The organism is Parvularcula bermudensis HTCC2503 (genome assembly GCF_000152825.2).
In the GTDB taxonomy this organism is placed as follows: domain Bacteria; phylum Pseudomonadota; class Alphaproteobacteria; order Caulobacterales; family Parvularculaceae; genus Parvularcula; species Parvularcula bermudensis.
In genome coordinates this window covers 1,059,471-1,082,305 of sequence record NC_014414.1, presented here as the reverse complement: position 1 = coordinate 1,082,305, position 22,835 = coordinate 1,059,471, and the positions used below count along the sequence as shown (strand labels likewise).

16 protein-coding genes and 1 tRNA gene are annotated in these 22,835 nt (G+C 58.1%); 7 read left to right on the top strand and 10 right to left on the bottom strand.

Going from position 1 to position 22,835, the window contains the following annotated elements; genetic code table 11:
• The first annotated feature begins 51 nt into the window (after positions 1-51).
• The 7 genes from PB2503_RS05185 to brxL are packed head-to-tail and all read left to right on the top strand — an operon-like array spanning position 52 to position 13,748.
• Positions 52-918 carry a helix-turn-helix transcriptional regulator gene (locus PB2503_RS05185; RefSeq protein ID WP_013300180.1) on the top strand — a complete coding sequence of 289 codons (867 nt, stop codon included), beginning with the start codon at positions 52-54 and terminating at the stop codon, positions 916-918.
• A complete protein-coding gene (locus PB2503_RS05180; protein WP_013300179.1) occupies positions 915-1,532 on the top strand; it encodes a DUF1819 family protein in 618 nt (205 codons plus the stop codon). The genes PB2503_RS05185 and PB2503_RS05180 overlap by 4 nt, the downstream gene beginning before the upstream one ends.
• Positions 1,529-2,131, top strand: coding sequence for a DUF1788 domain-containing protein (locus PB2503_RS05175; protein ID WP_013300178.1), 603 nt, complete (start codon positions 1,529-1,531; stop codon positions 2,129-2,131). The genes PB2503_RS05180 and PB2503_RS05175 overlap by 4 nt, the downstream gene beginning before the upstream one ends.
• Before the next feature lie 4 nt (positions 2,132-2,135).
• Positions 2,136-5,651, top strand: a complete 3,516-nt coding sequence (brxC, locus tag PB2503_RS05170; RefSeq protein WP_013300177.1) for a BREX system P-loop protein BrxC — start codon at positions 2,136-2,138, stop codon at positions 5,649-5,651.
• On the top strand, positions 5,651-9,145 hold the full coding sequence (gene pglX / locus PB2503_RS05165) for a BREX-1 system adenine-specific DNA-methyltransferase PglX (RefSeq protein ID WP_013300176.1): 3,495 nt from the start codon (positions 5,651-5,653) through the stop codon (positions 9,143-9,145). Before brxC ends, pglX begins: the two co-directional genes overlap by 1 nt.
• Positions 9,145-11,643 carry a BREX-1 system phosphatase PglZ type A gene (pglZ, locus tag PB2503_RS05160; protein WP_013300175.1) on the top strand — a complete coding sequence of 833 codons (2,499 nt, stop codon included), beginning with the start codon at positions 9,145-9,147 and terminating at the stop codon, positions 11,641-11,643. Before pglX ends, pglZ begins: the two co-directional genes overlap by 1 nt.
• Before the next feature lie 11 nt (positions 11,644-11,654).
• Positions 11,655-13,748, top strand: coding sequence for a BREX system Lon protease-like protein BrxL (brxL, locus tag PB2503_RS05155; RefSeq protein WP_013300174.1), 2,094 nt, complete (start codon positions 11,655-11,657; stop codon positions 13,746-13,748).
• A gap of 33 nt (positions 13,749-13,781) precedes the next feature.
• Here brxL and PB2503_RS05150 read toward each other — a convergent pair whose 3' ends face one another.
• From PB2503_RS05150 to PB2503_RS05095, 10 genes are all read right to left on the bottom strand, one after another.
• Positions 13,782-15,713, bottom strand: a complete 1,932-nt coding sequence (locus PB2503_RS05150) for a DUF3363 domain-containing protein (protein WP_013300173.1) — start codon at positions 15,711-15,713, stop codon at positions 13,782-13,784.
• A gap of 208 nt (positions 15,714-15,921) precedes the next feature.
• Positions 15,922-16,422 (bottom strand): S26 family signal peptidase, encoded by a 501-nt coding sequence (locus tag PB2503_RS05145; RefSeq protein WP_013300172.1) that lies wholly within the window; start codon positions 16,420-16,422, stop codon positions 15,922-15,924.
• On the bottom strand, positions 16,419-16,646 hold the full coding sequence (locus PB2503_RS05140) for a helix-turn-helix transcriptional regulator (RefSeq protein WP_013300171.1): 228 nt from the start codon (positions 16,644-16,646) through the stop codon (positions 16,419-16,421). The genes PB2503_RS05145 and PB2503_RS05140 overlap by 4 nt, the downstream gene beginning before the upstream one ends.
• A gap of 74 nt (positions 16,647-16,720) precedes the next feature.
• A complete protein-coding gene (locus tag PB2503_RS05135) occupies positions 16,721-17,560 on the bottom strand; it encodes a DUF2285 domain-containing protein (RefSeq protein WP_148235198.1) in 840 nt (279 codons plus the stop codon).
• Between the two features lie 148 nt (positions 17,561-17,708).
• The gene (locus PB2503_RS05130) at positions 17,709-18,032 is read right to left on the bottom strand and encodes a DUF736 domain-containing protein (protein ID WP_013300169.1); all 324 of its coding nucleotides are present in this window, start codon (positions 18,030-18,032) and stop codon (positions 17,709-17,711) included.
• Between the two features lie 453 nt (positions 18,033-18,485).
• Complete coding sequence (locus tag PB2503_RS05120) at positions 18,486-20,258, bottom strand: ParB/RepB/Spo0J family partition protein (RefSeq protein WP_013300167.1); 1,773 nt, start codon at positions 20,256-20,258, stop codon at positions 18,486-18,488.
• 48 nt (positions 20,259-20,306) lie between these two features.
• Positions 20,307-20,783: a hypothetical protein gene (locus PB2503_RS05115; RefSeq protein WP_013300166.1), complete on the bottom strand. Its 477-nt coding sequence runs from the start codon at positions 20,781-20,783 to the stop codon at positions 20,307-20,309.
• Positions 20,780-20,992: a hypothetical protein gene (locus PB2503_RS05110; RefSeq protein WP_013300165.1), complete on the bottom strand. Its 213-nt coding sequence runs from the start codon at positions 20,990-20,992 to the stop codon at positions 20,780-20,782. Before PB2503_RS05110 ends, PB2503_RS05115 begins: the two co-directional genes overlap by 4 nt.
• 14 nt (positions 20,993-21,006) lie before the next feature.
• A complete protein-coding gene (locus tag PB2503_RS05105) occupies positions 21,007-21,573 on the bottom strand; it encodes an antirestriction protein ArdA (protein WP_083810975.1) in 567 nt (188 codons plus the stop codon).
• Positions 21,574-22,428: 855 nt separating this feature from the next.
• Positions 22,429-22,505, bottom strand: a tRNA-Arg gene (locus PB2503_RS05095).
• Positions 22,506-22,835 lie beyond the last annotated feature (330 nt).

Below are 22,835 nucleotides of genomic sequence, written 5' to 3'. Positions count from 1 at the left end.
GTGTGGGCAAAGTTACTGGATCAATCATGTCGGCAGGAGGACATGGGCGTAATGAACAAGTCGGAGCTTCGCTGGGGCGTCGAGCGGCGTCTCGAATTCATCGAGTTCCGGCTGTATTGGGAGGGGCACGTGAACCGCGGCGATCTAATGGAAGTTTTTGGCGTCTCGGTGAACCAGGCCTCCACCGATCTTAACCGCTATCTCGAGCTCGCGCCGGGCAACATGGCCTATGACAAGAGCGAGCGGACCTATGTCCGTGCCGATGGTTTCGCGCCGAAGTTTTTGGAGCCCGATGCGGGACGATATCTCTCCCAGCTCCGTCTGCTGGATCAGGGGATCGTGGAGCGGTCCGACGCCTGGCTCGGCAGTCTTCCGGAATTCGAAGCCTCGCCAACCCCTGCGCGCGGTGTCGATGCGCCGATCCTCCGTTCTGTTCTGAGGGCGATTGAGAACCGGGAGGCGATCGAGGTTCGCTACCAATCCATGTCGCAGCCTGAACCGGCCTGGCGCTGGATCGCGCCCCACGCGCTCGGATTTGACGGGTTCCGCTGGCACGCCCGCGCTTGGTGCTTCAAGGACGAATCCTTCAAGGACTTTCTGCTCTCGCGGATCCTGAAGGACCGCGCGCGCAAACCGTCAGACATTGATCCGCAAACGGATAGCGACTGGCACAAGAAGGTCGATCTGGTTGTCGCGCCACACCCTGACCTGTCGGATGCGCAGCAGGCCGCTGTCGCTCTCGATTACGCAATGAAGAATGGCCGCACCACCCTCTCGGTCAGGAGTGCGATGCTCTACTACACATTGCGGCGTCTCGGCCTCGACACCGATCCTTCAGCACGCGCACCGAAGGACCAGCAGATTGTTCTTTTGAAAGGCGGTACATCTCGCTTTCTCGAGGGAGATACTCCGAGATGAAAACGGATGACCAGTCTCCCTACAAAATGTCCTTCGCTGTTGGCGGACTATTCATCAACGAGAGCGTTGAGGTCGCAAAGCTGCGGGATCCTTCAGAGCGATGGGCGGAGACTATTTCTCGTGCAATCCAGTCGGGCATTATCTCATCGCCGAAAATAGCATCCAGACGGCGAACGCTTCGCGAGATCGCCAATAGGCTCTGCACGCTTTGTCCGCCTGAAATTGAGCTTCTGTCCGTCACGCCAGATCGAAATGAGCAGCAAGCATTGCTGTGGTTGGCGACCTGCCGGGCGTATCGGTTCGTTGAGGAGTTTGCTTGTGAGGTCATTCGAGATCGATATCTCTCCTACCGTCTCGAACTCCCCCTTGAGAGCTTTGATGTATTCTTTGATGCAAAAGCCGAATGGCACGAGGAGCTGACGAAAATTAGTTCGTCAACCCGCAAAAAATTACGTCAGGTGCTGTTTCGTATTATGCGAGACGCAGGGATCATTACCGTTGAAAATCGGATACAAAAAGCACTCCTCTCTGCGCGTCTGAGGTCGCTAATCGCTCAAAATAAGCCACGTGAAATCGAACTGTTTCCAGGCCTGGAACAGGAGGCAAGCGCATGACAGCCAAGATGAACCAGAAAGAGCGCATCGATCACCTCTTCAGTGTGGTGACCAGCGAACGGTTTTTGTCCAAGCAGGGCCTCGGAAATGAGGTGCCATTCTTCATTTGCCCATATCCTGCTCGGGAAGGGCTAACGATGCATCGTGACCGCGAGGGCCTCGCCAAACGTGTAATTCACGCAGGAGTCCGGGTACTGGATCTAAGCCTTTACGATCTGTCGCTAGAGATCCTTGCCGAAAGACGTGTCCTGGAAGAAGTCCTTGCGATTGAATCGAACGCGGAAAAGGATGAGCTCCGAGAGCTCCTCCAGGGCGTGCTTGATCCGCAGGCGCACTTGATCCCTCGAATTGGTGAAGCGATCGCCTCTCAAGCGCACGACGTCATTTTTATTTCCGGTGTTGGCGAGGTCTATCCCTACATCCGATCGCATAACGTGCTCAACAATCTGCAAAGCACAGCCAAAGACAAGCCAACCGTTATGTTCTTTCCTGGAGAATATACACATGGATTGGCAACGGGCGCATCGCTGGATCTATTCGGCCTGCTCCACGACGATAAATATTATCGAGCCTTCAACATTATGAACTACGAGGTCTGAGCCGATGGCCGTCATGCTACGAGACATTTTCCTGAAGCCGGTCGACCGGCCCATTGATGGCGTCATCAAAGCAGATGATGAGGCGAGTCTGCGGACCGAACTCGAAGAATATGTGATCACGGGTGAAATAGCCCAGCGCGTCGGTCACTTCCTCGATGCCTACAACAATTATGATACGGCTAATGGCGTTTGGATCTCTGGCTTTTTCGGCTCGGGCAAATCGCATCTACTGAAGATGCTGGCGCTGCTTCTCGAAAACCGGGTGGTCGAGAACATCCCCGCTTTCGACATCTTCGTCGAGCAACTGCGCGAAGACCCCATGCTCGCTGGCGCGCTCAGGAAAGCGGTATCGATCCCCTCGCGATCCATCTTGTTCAATATCGATCAGAAAGCTGACGTCATCTCAAAGGCGGACGTCGACGCGCTCCTGTCGGTATTCCAGAAAGTTTTCGACGAAATGTGCGGCTATTATGGCAAGCAACCGCATATCGCTCAGTTTGAACGCGACCTCGATAGTCGCGGAGTGTTCGACGCCTTCAAATCAGCGTTTGAGAAACATAGCGGCCGTTCCTGGGAGCGCGGGCGCGAGCAAGCACTCCTCGAAGCTCCAAATATCGCTGTTGCATTTGCTGATGCGACCGGCGGAAGCGCTGAGGCTGCAAAAGATATATTGTCTCAGTACCGGAAGGATACTCGTGTCTCGATCGAGGACTTCGCCAATTCAGTCAAAACCTGGATCGACAAGCAGGGGCCAGGCTTCCGATTGAACTTCTTTGTTGACGAAGTCGGCCAGTATATCGCCGACAACGTCAAGCTGATGACAAACCTCCAAACGATCGCTGAAAGTCTGAACACGAAGTGCAAGGGGCAAGCCTGGATCATTGTCACCGCCCAGCAGGCGATTACGGAAGTCGTTGGCGACATGAGCGTGCAGCAGGAGCACGACTTCTCGAAAATTCAGGCGCGGTTCCGAAACCGCATGCCGCTCAACTCGGCGGACGTAGCTGAAGTTATCCAACGCCGCCTGCTTGCGAAGTCGGAGGATGCGCAAGTGCGCCTTGGGACCCTGTTTGCCCGTGAAGAAAACAATCTCAAAACGCTATTTGAGTTTTCCGATGGATCGTTTCGGTTCAAACCTTTTTCAGGCCGGGAACATTTCATCGCGAGCTATCCTTTTCCATCATATCAGTACGACCTGTTTCAGCGCGCGATTACAGGGCTTTCCCAACACAACGCCTTCGAGGGCAAGCACAGTTCCGTAGGCGAGCGCTCGATGCTCGGCGTTTTTCAAGAGGTGGCCAAGTCGCTCGCGAAGCATGAGCTTGGCGATCTCGCAACCTTCGATCTGATGTTCGAGGGGATTCGGACTGCTCTCAAATCAGCCGTTCAGCAATCCATCCAGATAGCGGAACGCAATCTGGATGATCCGTTCGCGGTGCGCGTTCTCAAGGCGCTGTTTCTCGTGAAATACGTCAAGGAGTTCAAGCCGACCGTTCGCAACGTCAGTATTCTGATGTTGCCCGAGTTTGAGGCCGATCAGACCGAATTGCGCCGCAAGGTCGAGGAGGCTCTGGCCCTTCTAGAACGCAACACGCTCATTCAACGAAACGGTGAACTCTACGAGTTTCTCACGAACGAGGAAAAAGATGTAGAAGCCGAAATCAAATCACTGGACGTCGACCCGACCGAGCTCACCAAAGAATTGGAAACGCTCGCATTCGACGGTGTTATCAAGCACCGCAAGATCCGCCATCTTGCAACAAACAATGAGTACTCTTTCAGCCGAAAACTCGACGATCATCTTCTCGGTCGAGAGTACGAACTCTCAATCAATATCGTCTCCCCCTTCGGTGATGATATCGAGTCGCCAGAGGCTGTCAGGATGCGAAGCCTCAGCCGCGAAGAGTTGTCCGTCCTTCTCAAACCGGATGTCCGGTTTATCCGCGACCTGACGCTTTACAAGCAGACCGACAAATTCATTCGCCAGGCGCGGGGCGGAACGTCACAGCCAAGCCGGGATCGGATCATCGCGGAAAAGGGCGAGCAAAATGCACGCAGACTGAGAGACCTTGAGCTGCGCTTGCGAAAGCACTTCTCAGATGCGCGGTTCTTTGTTCGCGGCGACGAGATCGATGTTGGCGGTGAGGATGCGCAAGAGCGGGTGGTCAAAGCGTTCCAGACCCTGGTGGACAAGGTCTACGTGAACCTGCCCATGCTGCGCGGGGTCTCCTACACTGAGGCGGATATCGCCAAAGCGGCCAGCCCTGACAGTGCGCTCTTGGGTGATGACGATGGCGGCGGCATGTCCGAGGCCGAACTCGAAGTCCTCAACTATGTTCAATCCCAGGCGCGCAACGGGATCAAAGTCTCTGTCAAATATCTCGTCGAAAGGTTCGCCGAGAAACCCTATGGCTGGCCAGCAACGGCGACGCTGTGTCTGGCGGCGGGTCTGTCCGGGAAAGGCAAGATCGAGGCCCGGTCGGACGGCACGGTGCTGGAGCGCGATGACCTCGCCAAGGCTCTGCGCAATTCACACATGCTGGCGAACATCCTTCTGACGCCACAGGCTGAGTATACCGCTGCCCAACTGCGCCAAGCGAAAGACCTCTACCGGGAGCTGTTTGGAAAGCCGGCTGAGGGCGCGGACGCGAGGCGACTGGGCGCGGAATGGGCCGAGGCCGTTCGCGAACTTTCGAATGAACTTGATCGGCTCATCAACCGGCAGCACGACTATCCGTTCCTCACCGCGCTGACGCCACTCGCAGCCAAAGTCGACGCCATGCGGGACAAGCCTGCGGGCTGGTACGTAACCGAACCGGCCAAACAGGAAGACGACCTCCTCAACGCCAAGGAAGACATCCTCGACAAGGTTCGCAGCTTCATGTCCGGGGCGCAGAAGGACATCTATGACGAGGCCCGCGCCTTCTTGCGAGATCAGGAGGGCAATCTTGGCTATGCCGACCCGGCGAGCGTCACCGAAATCCGTGAGGTTCTCGACGCGCCGGACTGCTACAAAGGCGCCGCGATCCAGAGCCTGAAAACGGACCTCTACCAGCTGAAGGAAGCCGTTGAGCTGCAACGCCTCGACGAGCGCAAAAGCGCAAGCGCAGCCATTGAGGATTGCCGGTCGAAAATTGAAGCGCTGGAGGACTATGCCAGCCTGTCGGATGGACAGCGCCAAACCATCAGCGCCCGGATAGAGCGGATGGCAGCGCGGATCGACAACACGCCGCTCATCCCGGTGCTGCGTGATCTTGGCGCGAGCGTGCGCAAAACGCTCCTGCCGGAGCTGCTGTCCGAAATCGACCGCATGCGCGCGCCGAAGGGGATGGGTGAGAAACCGGCGACCGACTGGGAGGGCCCAAACAGCAATGCCAATCCAATGATCGACGTCACACAGGTGAAGATCACTTTCGCCAAGCCCTATCTCACCGATGAGAGCGACGTCGATGCCTATATCGACACGATGCGCGAACGCCTGCTGGCCGAAATCCGTTCGGGCAAGAAGGTGATCGTGTGATGGAGACAAACGCCCTCAAGAAATTCGCCCCGGCAGCGCGGACCCTTCTGATCGATCAGGTCACCGCGAAACTGGACCTCGTCCTCGATCCGGCAAGTGCGGCGCGACGTGAGGCCCCGAAAGCCGTGCAGGAGCTTGAGGCGGCGATCAAACGCACCTCGAAACGCCAGATCATCGAACAGGTGGCTTATACCTGGTTCAACCGCTTCACCGCGCTGCGCTTCATGGACGTGAACGGATACAATCAGGTGCGTGTCGTCTCTCCGGCGGAGGGACAGACGCGGCCTGAGCTTCTTTCAGAGGCGATGGCGGGTAACCTGCCGGACGGCGCGCCTGCCACAATCCAAACCCTCCTCGATGGGCGCACGCCGTCGAACGATCCGCAGGGCGAGGCCTACCGCCTCCTGCTCGTCCACGCCTGCAACGGCTGGCACAAGCACATGCCGTTCCTGTTCGAGAAGATCGACGACTACACCGAACTGCTGATGCCCGAGGATCTGCTGTCGCAATCCTCGATCCTTGCTGAACTGCGCAAAGTCATGACCGAGGACGCCTGTAGGGACGTCGAGATCATCGGCTGGCTTTACCAGTTCTACATCTCGGAGAAGAAGGATCAGGTCTTCGCGGGCCTCAAAAAGAACCAGAAGATCACGGCTGAGAACATCCCGGCCGCGACGCAGCTCTTCACCCCGCACTGGATCGTCCGCTATCTGGTCGAGAACTCTCTGGGACGGCTCTGGCTGCTGAACAATCCGCACAGCGGGCTGGCGGCCAAGATGGACTATTACATCGCCCCCGAAGAGCCCGAGACGGACTTCCTGAAAATCACCAAACCGGAAGAGATCCGCATCTGCGATCCCGCCGCAGGCTCGGGGCACATGCTGACCTATGCCTTTGACCTGCTCTACGCCATCTACGAGGAACAAGGATATGACGCGACCGAGATCCCCGCGCTGATCCTGAGGCACAACCTGACCGGGGTGGAGATCGACGACCGCGCGGGGGCACTGGCGGCCTTTGCGCTGGCGATGAAGGCGGCGGGAAAGCTGGGGCGGCGGCGGTTTCTGCGAATGGAGGCAAAGCCCGACATCTGCGTGTTGCAGGACGTGGCCTTTACCGAGGCCGAGATGCAGGACGTGGCCGCCGTAGTGGGCAAGGATCTGTTCACCGATGAGTTGCGCGAGACGCTGTTGCAGTTCGAGCAGGCCAAAAACTTCGGCTCGCTGATCGTGCCGAAACTGCGCGACCCGGCAGAGACCCTGCGGGTGGTCGAGGCGTGGGATTTTGGCGGCGACCTGCTGCTGAAAGAGGTGCAAGAGCGCGTTATCGCCGTGCTGCGCATGGCCGAGGCGCTGTCGCCGAAGTATCATGTGGTCGTGGCAAACCCGCCGTATATGGGCGGGAAAGGCATGAATGACGTCCTTAGTGAAATGCTAAAGGCTGAATATTCAAACTCGAAGTACGATCTGTTTGCCGCCTTCATTGAGCGGTGCCAAGCACTCAACATGGGAAAGGCATTCAGCGCGTTGGTTACAATGGAAAGCTGGATGTTTATCTCACGGTATGAGAAATTTAGAACCAGCTTTTTCGATCGATCAGCGATCCAATCGATGGTTCACATGCCTTACCTTGGCAAAGGTGGAACCAGCATGGGAATCAATTTCGGGACCACTGCGTTTGTTGCAGAGAAATCCCGGAAAGAGAATTATCCCGGGAACTACCAGTGCATACGCTACTATGAATGCGACGAGAGAGGTGTTCCGAATTCATTTCCAATGGAGAATGAAAGGACCTCAGCTACCACAACGGCAGATTTTGAAAGTCTACCGGGAACTCCCGTCGTGTATTGGTGCTCTGGTCAGGTAAAAGCACTCTTTACAGAAACCCCCGCGGTCTCCGAGTTTTCTGAAACCAGAGAAGGCTTAACAACAGGTAGCAATGATCTTTTCCTTCGTGAATGGCACGAAGTATCTTTTGGCAAAGCAGGTATAGGGATCACCTCGACGGAAGAGGCTTCTGCCACAGATTATCGTTGGTTCCCGTATGTGAAAGGCGGGGAGTATCGGCGTTGGTCCGGAAACTTTGAGCACTTCGTAAATTGGTATGATGATGGACAGGAACTTAGGAAGTTTGCTGATCCTAAGACTGGGCGAATTCGGTCACACAATTACAATGGTGACTATGGTTTTCGCGGAGGGTTCACTTGGTCGGGGATGTCGAGTGGTAGTTTCTCCGTAAGACATGTCCCTGAAGGATTTATGTTCGATGCAAAGGGGCCAATGGGCTTCCCGACAGGAACATCCACAACTGCTGACCTTACAGCGTTTCTGAATAGCCGTGTCGCGGATCACCTTCTTAAAATGCTCGCTCCTACGATGGATTTTAAGCTTGGGCACGTCCTAAACCTACCCCTTGTGTCAGATTTTGGCCCCAGTGTTTCTCAAACTGCAGATCAATTGGCAGATTGGGTGAAATCCGACTGGGACGCCTACGAAACCTCCTGGGATTTCACCACGCTCCCGCTGCTCTCACCCGAGCATCGTGGCGAGTCGCTGGCGGACAGCTATGCCACACTGCGCACCCACTGGCAGTCGATGACGGACGAGATGCAGGCCCTCGAGGAAGAGAACAACCGCATCTTCATCGATGCCTATGGTTTGCAGGATGAACTGACCCCCGAGGTCCCAATCGAGGAGATCACCCTCACCTGCAACCCCGCCTATCGCTATGGCGTGAAGGGCACCGAGGAAGACCGCGAAATCCGCCTGCGCGCCGACACCATGGCCGAGTTCCTCAGCTATGCCGTGGGCTGCATGTTCGGCCGCTACAGCCTCGACGCGCCGGGCCTGATCCTCGCCAATCAGGGCGAGCGGCTGGAGGACTACCTCGCCCGCATCCCAGACCCCAGCTTCATGCCGGACGAAGACAACGTCATCCCCGTGCTGGACGGTGACTGGTTCTCCGACGACATCACCGAACGCTTCCGCCTGTTCCTGCGCGTGACCTTCGGCGAGGCGCATTTCCGCGAGAACCTTCGCTATATCGAGGAGGCGCTCGGCAAGGACATCCGCAAGTATTTCACCAAGGATTTCTATGCCGACCACGTGAAACGGTATAAGAAGCGCCCGATCTACTGGATGTTCTCCAGCCCCAAGGGGACGTTTAACGCGCTGATCTACATGCACCGCTACCGCGCCGACACGGTCTCCATTCTGCTCAATGACTATCTGCGCGCCTTCATCATCAAGCTGGAAGGGGAGCGTAAACGCCTCGAACAGCTTTCCGATGATCCGGACGCGACTCAGGGCGAACGCACAAAAGCGCAGAAAGACGCGGCGAAGGTGGCGGCGCAGATCACCGAGCTGAGTGACTGGGAGCGCGATGTCATCTTCCCGCTGGCGCAGCAAAAGATCGAGATCGACCTCGATGACGGCGTGAAGGCGAACTATCCGAAATTCGGCAGTGCTCTGAAAAAAGTGACGGGGCTCAGCTGATGCATGATCGCCTCCACGCCAGCCTTGCGCGCCTGTTCGAGACCGAGCGTATCGTCTTCTGGTATGACCGGGACCGGGACATGCGCGAGGCCTTTGACGCATTCGCGCTGGACGGCGTTGAGAAGGTCGAGATCGCGAAAAATGAGTTCGGCCTGAAGTATCGCATGCTGCGGCAGGAGCCGAAGACCCGGTTCCTTCTCTATAAGGACGGCCCTGAGCCACCGCATTCAGAGAACTGGCTGCTCGATGTGCAGCTCGCAACGGCCGTGTTCAAAGCCGATCAGGCCGCGATCTGGCTCGCCGAGCTTGGCCTGCCGCCAAAGTTTGAAAGCGTGGTGCGCGAGCATCTCGAATTCTTCCGCGCCAAGTCCCGCGTCGAGTCGCTGAAGAAAATCGCCGATACACATGACACCCCCATCCGCCTCCGCCTCCGCCTGCTCGCGGTCTGTGCAGGCGCTGAGGGCGGCCTCGACACGGTCATCGAGGGCCTGCTCGGGGACCTCGCCAATGAGCGGGATGAGGGCGTGCGCCTGATTGAGCGGTCGGGCCTGACCAAGTTTTTCTGGGATCAGGTCCGGCAGGTCTATGGCTACGAAAGCGATGAACCGGATTTCGAGGACTTCGCGATCACGCTGTTTCAGTCCGCCTATGCGCGCGCGCTGCAGGAGGGTGGCAAACTCAACACCGAAGCCGCGCTCCTGTTTTCTCGCTGGAAGAATAACCGCACCTCGCTCGACGCGTTCGCGGCGCTCTCTGCGCGTTATCAGGATGTCTTGCGCATCGAGGAGGATGTTCGGGCGCGTGATTTCCGCGACCTCGTCACCGCTGACCATTTCGAGGAGATTGACCGGCATATCATCCGCTCGCTCGTCCATGCGATGTCAACCCAGACCGTCAGTGCGGCAGACGTGCTCGGCTGGGTACGCGCCCGCCGCCAGAGCCACTGGTATGAGACGTATCAGGACATTTATCAGGCGATTTCCTTCGCGACGGAATTCCAGCAGGCGCTGGCCGAAGCCGATCTGCGCATGACCTCTCCTGTAGAGGGCGTTCGTCGCTACGTAGCGAGCTGGTACCGCCTCGACCAGCTTTACCGTAAGTTCCTCTATCACCTTCAGAGAAGCGGGCAGTCATCCCTGCTCTCAGAACTGTTTGACGCAGTCGAGAACCGCTACGCGAATTCGTTCGTGCTCGCCATCAACGATGCCTGGCAGGATCAGGTCGCTCGCCTCGAATGGTGGGATATTCCTGGCTATGAGCGTCAGCTGGATTTCTATCGCAAGCACGCAGCGTCCTACCGGCGCAAGGACCAGAAAGTTGTCGTCATTATCTCGGACGCTCTGCGCTACGAGATTGCTGAGGAAACGCTGCGCGAAATTCGAAAGCTCAACCGGTTCGATGCTGAATTGAGCGCGATTATCGGTGCACTGCCCAGTTATACCCAGCTCGGCATGGCGGCACTGCTCCCGCATCAGTCCCTGTCGTTCAAAGGCGATGGTGCGCTGGTGCTTGCCGATGGCGAGGAAACCAGTGGTCTTGCTGCGCGCGGGAAGTTGCTTGCGAAGGGGCGTGAAGGCGACCGGAGTAAAGTCATCTCTTTCGAAGAGATGATGAACATGCGGTCCGACGAAGGCAAAGACCTCTTCCGGGAACACGATATCGTCTACGTCTACCACAATCATATTGACGCGATTGGGGATAAGGCTGCGACGGAGGATCGCCTGCCGGAAGCGGCGCAGAAAGCGATCGAAGATCTCGTAACACTGGTCCGTAAACTGACGTCGGCGAATTTCTCAAATATCCTGATCACCGCCGACCATGGATTTTTGTATCAACACCGCGCCCTTGATGAGACGAGCTATTCAATCGCTGATCCACAGGGCGATGAGATCATTGTCCGTAACCGCCGCTTTGTGATTGGCCGAGGCCTCAAAGAAACGCCTGGTATGACAAAATTCACGGCAGAGCAGTTGGGCCTGACCGGTGATATGGACGTGCTCATCTCCAATTCCGTGAACCGCTTGCGTCGGCAAGGCGCTGGCGCTCGCTTCGTGCACGGCGGTGCAAGCCTGCAAGAGATCGTTGTGCCCGTCCTTCGGGTTGGCAAACGGCGCGAGGCTGATTTGGCGCAGGTGGAAGTGCAGATCATCCTTTCGGGCAAGAGCCAGATCACGTCGGGTCAGATTGCTGTCACCCTGTATCAAGCCCAAGCCGTATCAGAGAAGGTTCAGCCGCGTTCTCTCCTCGCCGGCATTTACGCTCTCGATGATACGCTCATCTCCGATGAGCATCAGCTTTCCTTTGATTTCACCTCGAACAATGCCCGCGAGCGTGAGCTTCCATTGAAGCTTTTGCTGTCACGGGAGGCGGACAAGTACAACAATCAGGAAGTCGTGCTGAAGCTGCGTGAGCGCGTTGGCAAGACGTCCCATTATCAAGACTACGCAACCCACAGGCTCCAGCTGCGGCGCGGTATTACAACAGATTTCGATTTTTGAAGAGGCGCTCCATGACGGCACTGGATAACAAGATCAACGAGCATTTCGCGGGCTTCGTCGTGCGTAAGGATCTCGTGAAAGCCGTCAAGGGCAACGCCATTGTCCCGACCTATGTGCTCGAATATCTGCTCGGTCAGTATTGCGCCACGGATGATGAAGCCTCGATCGCCACCGGCATCGAAACGGTCAAAGACATTCTCCGGATGCACTATGTGCATCGGAGCGAATCCCGACTGATCCAGTCGACTATCCGCGAAAAGGGCCGATACAAGGTCATCGATCAGGTCAGCGTCGCGCTCAACGAAAAGACCGACAATTACGAAGCTGTGTTTGAAAATCTGGGGATCAAGAAAGTTGCCGTCGATAGCGGCACGGTAAAGGCCCACCCAAAGCTGCTCGTGACGGGCGTCTGGTGCATTGCTGATGTTCAGTACGAGTTTAACGAGGATGCACGTATTTCACCATGGATATTGGAATCCATCAAGCCAATCCAGATCGCGAAAGTAGACTACGATCAGTACAGAGCGTTGCGCGGCGAATTCACGACCGATGAGTGGATTGACTTGCTGATGCAGAGTATCGGTTTCAATCCGGAGGCGTTTGGTCGGAGAAGCAAGCTGCTCCAGCTGATGCGCCTGATCCCCTTTGTTGAGCGCAACTACAACATTATTGAACTTGGACCGAAGGGAACGGGCAAATCCCACATTTATTCAGAATTCTCACCGCACGGACAACTGATCTCTGGTGGTGAGGTTACTGTTCCGAAACTCTTCGTCAACAATGCCAATGGCCGGATCGGATTGGTTGGTTATTGGGACGTTGTCGCATTCGACGAATTTGCGGGTCGGGAAAAGACGGCCAACAAAGCGCTGGTCGACATTATGAAAAACTATATGGCGAACAAGAGCTTTTCGCGCGGGATCACGCCAATGGGCGCTGAAGCCAGTTTCGCCTTTGTGGGCAACACTGACCACAATGTTCCCTACATGCTTAAGAATACCGATCTCTTTGAGGCGTTGCCCGCGCAATTCCATGACTCGGCATTCATTGATCGTTTGCATGCCTATCTGCCCGGCTGGGAAGTCGACGTGATACGCAGTGAGATGTTCACCAGCGGTTATGGTTTCATCGTCGACTACTTAGCTGAGATATTGCGGCATCTTCGGTCTGAAGATTTTTCAAATCGTCCCGACGAGTTTTTTAGCATCAGTCCTAAGGTCTCGACGCGCGACCGGGATGCTATCTACAAGACCATGTCCGGCTTTCTGAAGCTGGTTTTTCCGGCTGGCGACCAAACTGAAGCTGAGGTTGAAGAATTGCTCCGGCTCGCAATGGAGAGCCGCAAACGCGTGAAAGACCAGCTTGCTCGGATCGACAGCACCTATCCCGAAGTGGATTTCTATTTTGTCGGATCAGATGGTGAAAAACATGCGGTCACAACAGTGGAAGAAGAGGAGTATCCCCAGTTCTATTACAAGGGATCGCGAAGTGAGCATGATGGCGAGGGCGACCCTTCCACAGCACAAGGGGAAAAGCAGCGCACTAGCGGAGAACAGACGGCCCCTCCTTCGGAAGGGCAACATTCGGTGATTGGCGGGGTGGCCCTGGAGGAAGGTCACCATGTTTATGCGGAGAACCGAAAAGGCGTCAGCTATGACAAGCTCTTTGGACCATACATCTCCGGCGCGCAGCGAATTGTCGTAACCGATCCTTATATCCGCTTTTTCTATCAGATCCGAAACATGATGGAATTCGTCGAAATGGTCATTCGCAGGAAGCCGCCGGAAGACCAGGTTTCCATCCATCTTGTGACTGGTCCTGATGACGGAAATATCAGTCGCCAAAGAGAACTGTTAGATTCAATCTCAACCGCTTGTACGGGAACCGGTGTCGAGTTCAGTTGGGCCTTTGACGAGAGCGGCACAGCACATGCGAGGGACATTTTGATAGATACCGGCTGGAAGATCGTTCTGGATCGCGGCCTCGACATTTTCCAGGCCCCAATCAAAACGGATGGTTTCGCGTTGGGAGATCGACTTCAAGAACATCGCATGCTGAAGAACTTCTATGTGACCTATGTTCGCGAAGATCAGGCGGCGCGGTAAGCTGTCTTTAGCTAAACTATTTTCCGATCGAGATCACCGCCCAATCCCTTTGCTTCTTCCCACGCTCCAGTCGATGCCGCCTGTGCGCGCTTTGACGCTGATTTCTGCGCCGCGATAGCGTTCCAGTTCGGGCCGCCACGGGACGAGCGTAAACTCCTTTGATCGTGTCACAAGCGCGAACCGGCCCTGGGCGAGGTCCACCGGGCGCTCATAGACCCCGCTGATCGACATGCCGTCTTCCAGTTTCAGGAATGCGCCTTTGCCTTCAATTCTATCGGCGGCAGATTTCAGCTCCTCGGCGGCGAGTTGGTCCCTCATGCCGGGCTTCAATCGGCCATCCTCTCCGAGCCAGCCTTCTCGCTCCAGGAAGGCGCGCCTTGCACTCAGCGCTGATGCGGTGTCCTGGCCAAACCCTTTGCCCGTCAAACTCTCTCGATCAACGTCGTCCATCCAGACAGGTGCGCGCCGCGTGATCTGCGCCTCGACAGATAGCCAGGATTTCACCTCAACCCGCACACCACCTGTGCGGGCCGTTTCGAACCGTGCAGCCTTGGCCAGATAGTCCGCACCGATGGCAAAGCGCCCGTCGCTGTCACGGGTGACAAAGCCTGCCCGCCGAAGCGCTTCGAGACGGCGAATATGAGCCAGGCGATAGTCGGCGCGTGAAGCGGGGTCGAAGGCCTTGTGCAGGCTGTCTGAGTAAAGTCCACCATTCAAAGCGGCTATACGGGCAATGGTTTTATCTGACGCGCGCGGGCTTCTGGCCGCAGGCGAAATTTCCACCACCGCATCTTTCGGCGGCACCGCGCCCGGCAGGGTTTCACCAAGACCGACATGCCAGCGCTCACCGTCGAGGGCTTCGAGGATGAGATAGCGGCGATTGCGGAGTTCTTCTTCGGGGCCGTCGGTCACGACCCGACCGACGATCGCAGGTACATTCTCATGGGTCGGATCATAGACCCTGCCGGAAAGGCCATCGCCTGTCTTGAAGGCGGCGGCGATTTCACGAATGCGGTCGCCTTCGCGGCCAATGGTTTGCAGTCGCTCCTTCCAGCCCTCTTCAAGCGCCCACGCTCCATCGCCACGCGCGGACGCAAGTCCCATCCCTCGCAAGTGTTCCAGCCGCCTCTGGATCAGCGTGCGGTCAAACCGGCTCAGTTTTGACATCCCGCCCGGCCGTGTCAGGTCGCCGTCGCGCGCCAGCTGTTCGAGTTTCGCATCGAGCCGCGTCATCCGGCCCGCTGTCACATCGCGCTCTTGGGCCCTGGCAATCTCAAGGTCGCGTCGGGGCCCCAGTTCATCGGTCACAATCGCGCTGGCACGCTCGCGGATGCCCTTGGTCAGATAGTCCCGGGCGATGATCAGATCGCGTCCCAGCTGATCCTTGCCGCGCACGACGATATGGGTGTGGGGATGGCCAGTATTGTGGTGATCGACGGCGACCCAGTCGAGCCTTGTGCCGAGATCCTTTTCGGCCTGGGCCATAAGGGCCCGCACCGTCTCCTTCATGTCCCCAAGTTCGGAGGCGTCCTCGGGCGAGACGATGAAGCGGGACTGGTGACGGTCAGTAGCGCTGCGCTGCTCAAAGAGCGAGCCGTCAATTCGGTCGGCGTCTCTGCCATAGAGTTCACCGCCTTCGCCGTCGCGGTCGACACCATCCCGCTGGATGTATCGAAGATGCGCCCGGAACGCGGCGGGGCCAAGGCCACGTGTGGCGCGCGCGATATGCACCTTCACCACGACGCGTCGCATGCGGAACTTCGGGTACGGCGACTGACGAAACTGGCTCGCCCGTCCCGCACCGCTGCCACGGGCGATCTGCGCCCCGCTGAACACCGTCTTCCCCGTGCTGGAAGAGAGGCGTTTTGCGGCGCGGGTGAGCTGAGACTTGAATCGCCTGCCGCCCGCAGCGCCGACATCGCGCGGCCTGCCAAGTCGCGGGGTGAACTCATCCTCCCCGCTCATAAGGTAGACGCCGCTGGCGCCCTCCTACGTCCCTGTTTCCAATACGAATTCTTAGAAAGAGGGCGCCACACGGTCTTGCAAGAGGCGCCAAAAAAGTGATGTGCAGACAAGGGGTTAAGGGGCCGAGGGCGCCAACCCTTTAATCTTGCCCTTCGGGTCCGCTTTCCAAATCCTTGCCAGCCCTTGCGAGCGCTTGCGAGATCGCCGGTCATCGCGAACTCCATAAGAGGATCGCCACGCCATCAAGATCGCTTTCCTTCATCACCCCGAAATACCGCCCATCGAGGGATTGCGGATGATCATTCAGGAGAAATATCTCGCCTTCCTGAAGGACATGGCAACCTTGCCAGCAGGGGAGATCGAGGCCGCTGGACGCCTGTGTGAGGGCCTCGGCAACGAGGTTTTGATTGATGAGAATCCTCTCATTTTCGCGGCAGATTTCATCGCCGGGAAGCGCTCTGATACGCTTGATCAGGGGCCAGTCAGCCCCTGTAAACCCGTGCGCCGAAGCCCAGTTTGCAGCCTCTGAACTGGCAGAGACGACGGCCCACCCGTTCAGGGTGAGAGGGCCGTCGCTCCGCCAGTAGAAGCCGATAGGCGCGCTCTGTGTCCGGTTCCAGATCAGTCGGTTCTGATCGGAAATCACGCTCGCTGCGCCGATCAGGCCTATGGCAATACCTGATAGAATGAGAGCTGTTCTTCGCTTCACGGACGCACCCGTGTCGCGCTGTCCTTGAACTTCCTGCGCTCGGACCATTCGATGAGATCATCGATGTGATAGAAGACGAGGCCGCCATGTTTGCGGTAGCTGGGGCCGCCCCCGATCCAGCGATAATGTTCAAGGGTGGATCGGGTCAGCCCGAGATAGTCGGCGGCTTCCTGCGCTCTCAGAAACGGGCTCTTGCGTCCGCCATTTTCATGCGTGTTTGTCATTGTGATCTGTCCTTTCCGGTCGTTTCGGGACCGGGGCAAGGTCAGCACAAATCGCTAGAATTCAGGGGGATCGTTTAGCCTGCAGGGATGAGCGATCCCCCTCCCGATCGTGTCGGATTCATCAGATCAAGATAGCCGCCTTGCATCAGGGCGAGGCCTTTCTTGCGCAGTCTGCGCATTCGGTTTCTCACGCTCTCGTCCGGCGATTTGTATCGCTCAATTCCGTCTGTTTCGCCATAGATGACGATCGCAGCATCGCGGTGTGAGCCGCCTTCAAGATGAACATCGAGGGCGATCAGCGCATCGCGCAAGCCAAGCGCGGTGCTGGTCCATTGCGGGCCCGCAGGCTGCTCGGGAAGGAAGCCGTCATAGACCATTTTCAGTCTGCGTAGTGTCTCGATCTTTGCATCAACCGGCCCGAAAAACCGCAGCATGAAGCGTAAATCAACATCGCCCAGAAGCAGGCTGTCGCCCTCGCAGCGCAGTTGGATCGAGCGTTTGCAATAGACGATCCGAAGGTGCTGCGCGCCATCATGATCGATGAACAGGGACCTGCGACAGGTCAGCCGCGAGAGATTGAACAGACCTTCAAGACACCGGTCCGTAAGGCTTCGCTCAACCGCACGAACATCCACCGTGGTGACACGGTGATTGGCCTCTTCCGTCCAGAAGATCGGCGCATCGAGACAGGTGCGACGCGGGCTAACGAAGAAGGAGAGACCGAACCGCGCCGCATCCGGCTCGGGCCTCGACAGCTCCAGGATTTCCATGCCGCAGGACTGTTTGGTCCGCGTCAGGGCACCATCTCGATGGTCGGCATGCGCGTCTGCATATTGGGGCCAGCGGCGGGCGAATTCCCAGGCCCAGCTGCCCAGCGTTACGTTCTTGAGATAGGCGTAGTCGTCTGCATTCAAACGCTGAAAATCCCCAACCTTTTCAATCCACAAGAGCAAAATGCGTGCCAGCACGCGTCGCGCGAGCGACGCGAATGGCACGAAAGCCAACGCAAAAACCGCTCAGGAGAGGGTCTCCCGAGCGGCTCGATTGCGATGGATGCGCCCCCTAGTCCCGCGGGTTCCAGAGGATGACGTGGCGGCCTTTCTTGCCTTTCACGGGGGCGAGGTTCGCGTAGATTTTGCGCGGGCCGATCTGCGGGTCTGCGAGGGTGATCGAGACATATTCGCGCCCTGATGCTTTGGCTTTGCGAAGCCATCCGCCGCCGATTTCGGTCGAGGTTTCGCCGGCGAAGATGCGGTAGTCGGGCTGTCCGTCGGCGGCTTTCTCCGCGTTCTTCTCGATGCGGATCGCGGCTGTCAGGTTCATCATTGCGAGAGCGCCTTCGAAGCCGGTTTTGGTTTCGCTGACATATCCGAGTGCGTTGGCCATGGTGTGGTTCCTTTCGTTTCCATGTCGCCTGAGGGACCCCTTGTCCCCGTCGACGCCGGACCGAAAGGACGGCGCGGGGCGGGCCTGAACCGCTCGCGGGCGAAACGCAGTGCAGCACCGGACTGGCAAGAAAACTTGCTCCGCGAGGAGCCGCAAAGCGGCGGGGAAGTTTTCTTGAATGGCCGGTTTCAAGGCCCGACAGGCGTCGTCCAGGTCACACGGCATGAGACGGGAACAAGGGGTTCGGAGCGCATCAGGTGGAAACGGATGAACCGACGCTGGCCGACATTTCGGAAAGCCAAGCGAGACCCAAAGACGGGGCGATTTTTTTTGGCGCGGTTCAATCAATGAACCCTTTCCCTGCGCCGAGGCTGCATCAATTCGCATGCGGAAAACCGCCCGGCGACTATCACCGGGCGGCTCCGTCATCCGCCTGAACAGGAGACTGAAAGGTCAGGCGGCATCTGGTTGATTGAAAGTTTCGGCAATGGGCGCGCCAGTGTCCTCACGCCCCTCGAACAGCCCTGCAATCCGCGCCCATGCATCGGCGGGCGGTGAGCCCGCGCCCTCGACAAGGCGGGCTGGCGGGGTCTGCATCCATGCAGGACGCCAGTCGGGATGGGGCTCGCAGCCATGGCCCATGATCCGGTTGCCGATGATCTGTTTCTGCACCTTGGCGGTGTCGCTGGCGCAGCTTTCGGCCAGCGATTTCGATCCGATGTCGGCGACCATGGCATTGATCGCCCGCTTGTCTCGCAGGAGGTCGAAGAAGGCGGAGTCAGGCTTCCAGTACGCAGGCAAATCCGTTTCGCAGACATGCAGCACGGCCTCAACAACCGGCCCGCCTGCCTCGAGCATTTCCGCCATGGTGAAGGCCAGCACCTCCATGACTTCCGCGTCAGACATGGCGAGAAGCGCGGCGAAGATTTCGCAAAGCCGGTAGGCGTCAGAATTGCGCCGCGCCTCGCCGTTCACGCCCAGCGCCTTGTACAGGGAGGCAATGCGGGTGCGCCTTTCTTCCAGTTCCGCCACGGCTTTTGAGGCCTCAAGACTGGTGCGTGTGTCCTCCTTGCGGGTTCGGCACTCATGGGCGCGAACCTGCCACAAGGCGCTGCCAGTCATGGCATGGGCCACCGTTAAGCGCAGCGCGATGGCAGGCTGCGCAGCAAGGCTGGCCTGCGCCGCGCCATGGCGGTGCAGGAGAATGTATTCAGCAAGCGGGCCAGACATTTCCGGTTTGACGGGCGCGGCAGGGACATCGTCCTTTCCGGCTTTCGCCTTCTCCTGCCGCCGCGCCTCGGCCTGTGAAATGTAACCCTCATGGAAGGCCACGGTGCCGTCATGGCGTAGCTCGACATAGACCTTACCGCCCTGTTTCTTCGTGCGCGTCTGATGATCCCAGCGATGGAAGAATGCCCCGCGTTCAAGGCAGACCACGTCCTTCCAGCCATCGGCGATATAGGCTTCTACGCGCTGCGCCACTGCGGCGGACTGCGCCTTCCAGAAGGCGTCGGGGGCGGCGAACACGCCATGCTCGCCGAACAGGTCGGCTGTAATCTGGCCGTCATAGTCGGCGATGTCGAACAGCGCCTTGTCGGTGGTGATGATCGCCCCGCCGGTGATCCATGCCTTGCAGTTCCGGCCACGTGGTGCGCGTTCCTCCTCGCTTTCATAGAGCCGCAGCCATTCGGCCTGCTGGTCGTCCGTCGCGAGCGTCAGGGCGCGGATCGTCTCGCGGTCGATCTCGTCCTCGGCGTAGAGTTTGCGGATGGGTTCACTAAGCGAGGCGAGCGCCAGAACGCGGCGAACGAGCAATTCAGTCACCCCAAAGAAGGCGGCGATCTCGTCCACGCTGCGCCGTTCATCGTGCAGGCGTTTGAAGGCCGTGTACTGCTCCATTTCCGACGCTGGCAGGCGTCCGACATTCTCGATGACCGACGCAGCAATGGCGCTGGCCGCGTCTTCCTCGGTCATGATCGCGCATGGGACATCGGGCGTCTCGCCCGACTCCTTCTCGATCTCTTTCAAAGCAAAATAGCGCCGCCGTCCGGCGACGACACCATAGTGATCGCCTTCCTTTCGGACCAGAAGCGTCTGCCGGATGCCGCTTTCGCGAATCGACGGCAATATATCGGACACGTCCGGCTTCTTCCGGCTGTGGCGCATGTTGAGTTTTGAAATCCGAAGCTCGGACAGGGGGATGGTTTTGAGAATGGGCTGGGCCATGATCTGGCTCCTTTTTGATTGATTGGCTTGTGGATTGGGGGCGCGCCGTCAGGCGCGCGCCCCGCTGGGGTCAAAGGCTGCGCAAAGGCGGCGGGCGGCGGCGAACCCTGCGTCCAAGGCTTCGGGCAGAAGTTCCTGCGCGACCTCGGTCAGATAGGCGTTGTCGCTATCGGGATAGTTCGCCTCGATGCCCCAAAGGCTCGCGGCATGGGCGTCGAGCGTGACGCCCTCAAGCGCGACGGACAGAACGATCCCGCAATAGAACCATTCATCCTTGCGCCATGCGGCCATGACGGCTTCGGCCTTGGCCTGCGCCTTGGCGAAGCGCTGGCCATGATAAGGCCCCGGGCCGATAAACCCCGGCGCGTCCTTGTAGAGCGAAGGCCAGAATCCGTCCTGGCGCTGATCGGGCGCATCTCCGCTATCGTCGCGCACAATCCGTGCGATGATCTCGAAGCCTTGGGCCTCGCAGGTGATGCTGTCGCCCTCACAAACGAACGTGTCGAAGCGTTCCGTGAACGTCATGCCGCGCCCTCCTTGAAGAGTCCGGCAATCGCAATCCAGTGCGGGCCGTAGACGGCATGCGCTCCGCATTCATCGCATGGATAGGCGCTGGCATCGGGTTCGCAGCACTCGCGCGGTGCGCGGCAGGCAAGGCAGAAGCCTTCCGACCAGTCGTCGGCCTGCTGCAATTCTTCCACGGTGAAACGATAGCGGGTGGTTTCGGGGGTCATATCCAAGCCCTCCCTTACCGTGACCAGAAGATGTGAACTTCATCAAAGCCCGTCTGGAACACCATGATCTCGCCGTTCAGCGCCATGTCGCGGGCAAGGGCCTGCCAGTCGATGTAGTAGCGAAGCGATTCCGGTATTTCCGTGCCGGTGTCTTCGTGCAGGCTTTCGGCAAAGTCTGCGGCGCTGCGATATTCGCCCGCATAGTCCTCGAAGGCGGCGCGCGCCTCGGCGAGGTCGTCGCCGAAATGGCTCATGAGTTTCGCGCCAAGCTCGCCATGCTCCTCGATGAAATCGGCAAGCTCACACACGGTCTCGAATGAGGCGTATTCGGACAGGTTCGCTCCCTCAAAGCCTTCATAATCATGGATCGCCCATTCCTCGGCGTCCGGTTCGGGCGATGCCGCCAGCATGGCGCGCACCTGTTCCCAAATCTCGTCTGGGGTGGTCGCGTCGATCCATCGGCCATGCAGGCAGCCGGAATTGTAGGCCGCAAGGCAGGCCACGTAGATGCGGGGTCTATCAGGTCGCGCGGGTGCAGCGCTGGCTGCAACAGTTGCAGTGGTTGCGAGTTGGTCAGTCATGTCAGTCTCCTTCCCCGCCCGCGTTCTTTTCCCGACAGTCGGGTGGGCGGCGAGGAGGTGCTCAGCCGGAGCGCATCAGGGCGCTGCGCAAGGGGAAGCTGTAGGTATGACGCCTAAAGACGATCAGAGATGATAAGGCCCCGCCCCCTTGCGCGGCGACCGCGCTCTGGTAGACGCACCGTCCGCCCACCTGACTGATGGGAAGAGATATTGAGGCGGAGAGAGGCTGAGGTGGCTGGATGTGACCACTGATCCTATCGGGGGAGTGGCCCGAAACTTGCTCGCGCTTCAGTTGAGCCGACGACAAGCCGGGGAAAGGAGCCAGATCATGTGCTGTCCGAATGAGATGTGTATGAGTTCACACGTCAGAGACCTGAGAGACGCGGAACGTTCGCGAGTGAAGCATAGGCCGCCTCATGATCCTGACATTGAGTTTGATGCTCTGATGAACTGCGACGATTGCGGCACCGCCTTTGTGGAGGGGCGTCTCCACGACGTGTTTCCGCTTATTGTGATGCTTGGGTCTTTGAACCGCCGCGCAAAGAGTCTGTCGCTGGTGAAAGCCTGAGATCAAAGCTGCGACCCTACTGGCAACAGCCAGGGGGAAGCGCAGCGTCGGCCCCGCCGGCGAGTCCCAGCGACCAGTCGGATAAGACTGGGGACGTCCCTGAACTGAGCCTCGCCGGGTCGGTCGGCGCAAGACGGTTCCTGCGGCTCCGGTCAGAGCGCCGGACGCAAGGTCGGCGATCCGGCCGGACCGCCAAGGTGCTCTTTGGCGGCAAAATCCGCCGGGCGAAGTGCGCCGCGCGATGAGCGCGGACGGGGCTACAAACGATATTGAAGAATCAAACGAGATGGCGGTCCCAACAGGATTCGAACCTGTGACCTCTACCTTCGGAGGGTAGCGCTCTATCCAGCTGAGCTATGGGACCTTTGACTCTCGTTTAAGGCCAAATCCGATTTGCGGCCAGTTTCTAATCACACAGCTTGCAAGACCTTGCGGGAAACCGTGCTGACATGGTGCTGAATCGAAAGCGGATCAAAATGTATGACCTTAAGTAACTCCTTGTAATTCTTTCATATTTTTAGCTCAAAAAGATAAAGGTTGCGTCCTTCGGAGGGCAGCGCTCTATCCAGCTGAGCTACGGGTGCTTGAGGCATGGTAGCTACATGATGGACGGAATAGGAGCAAGGGAAACTGCGACATCCCGGTCAACAGAGCTCAAGCATCAGGGGGATGCCCCCATATCTTTTCGGCCATT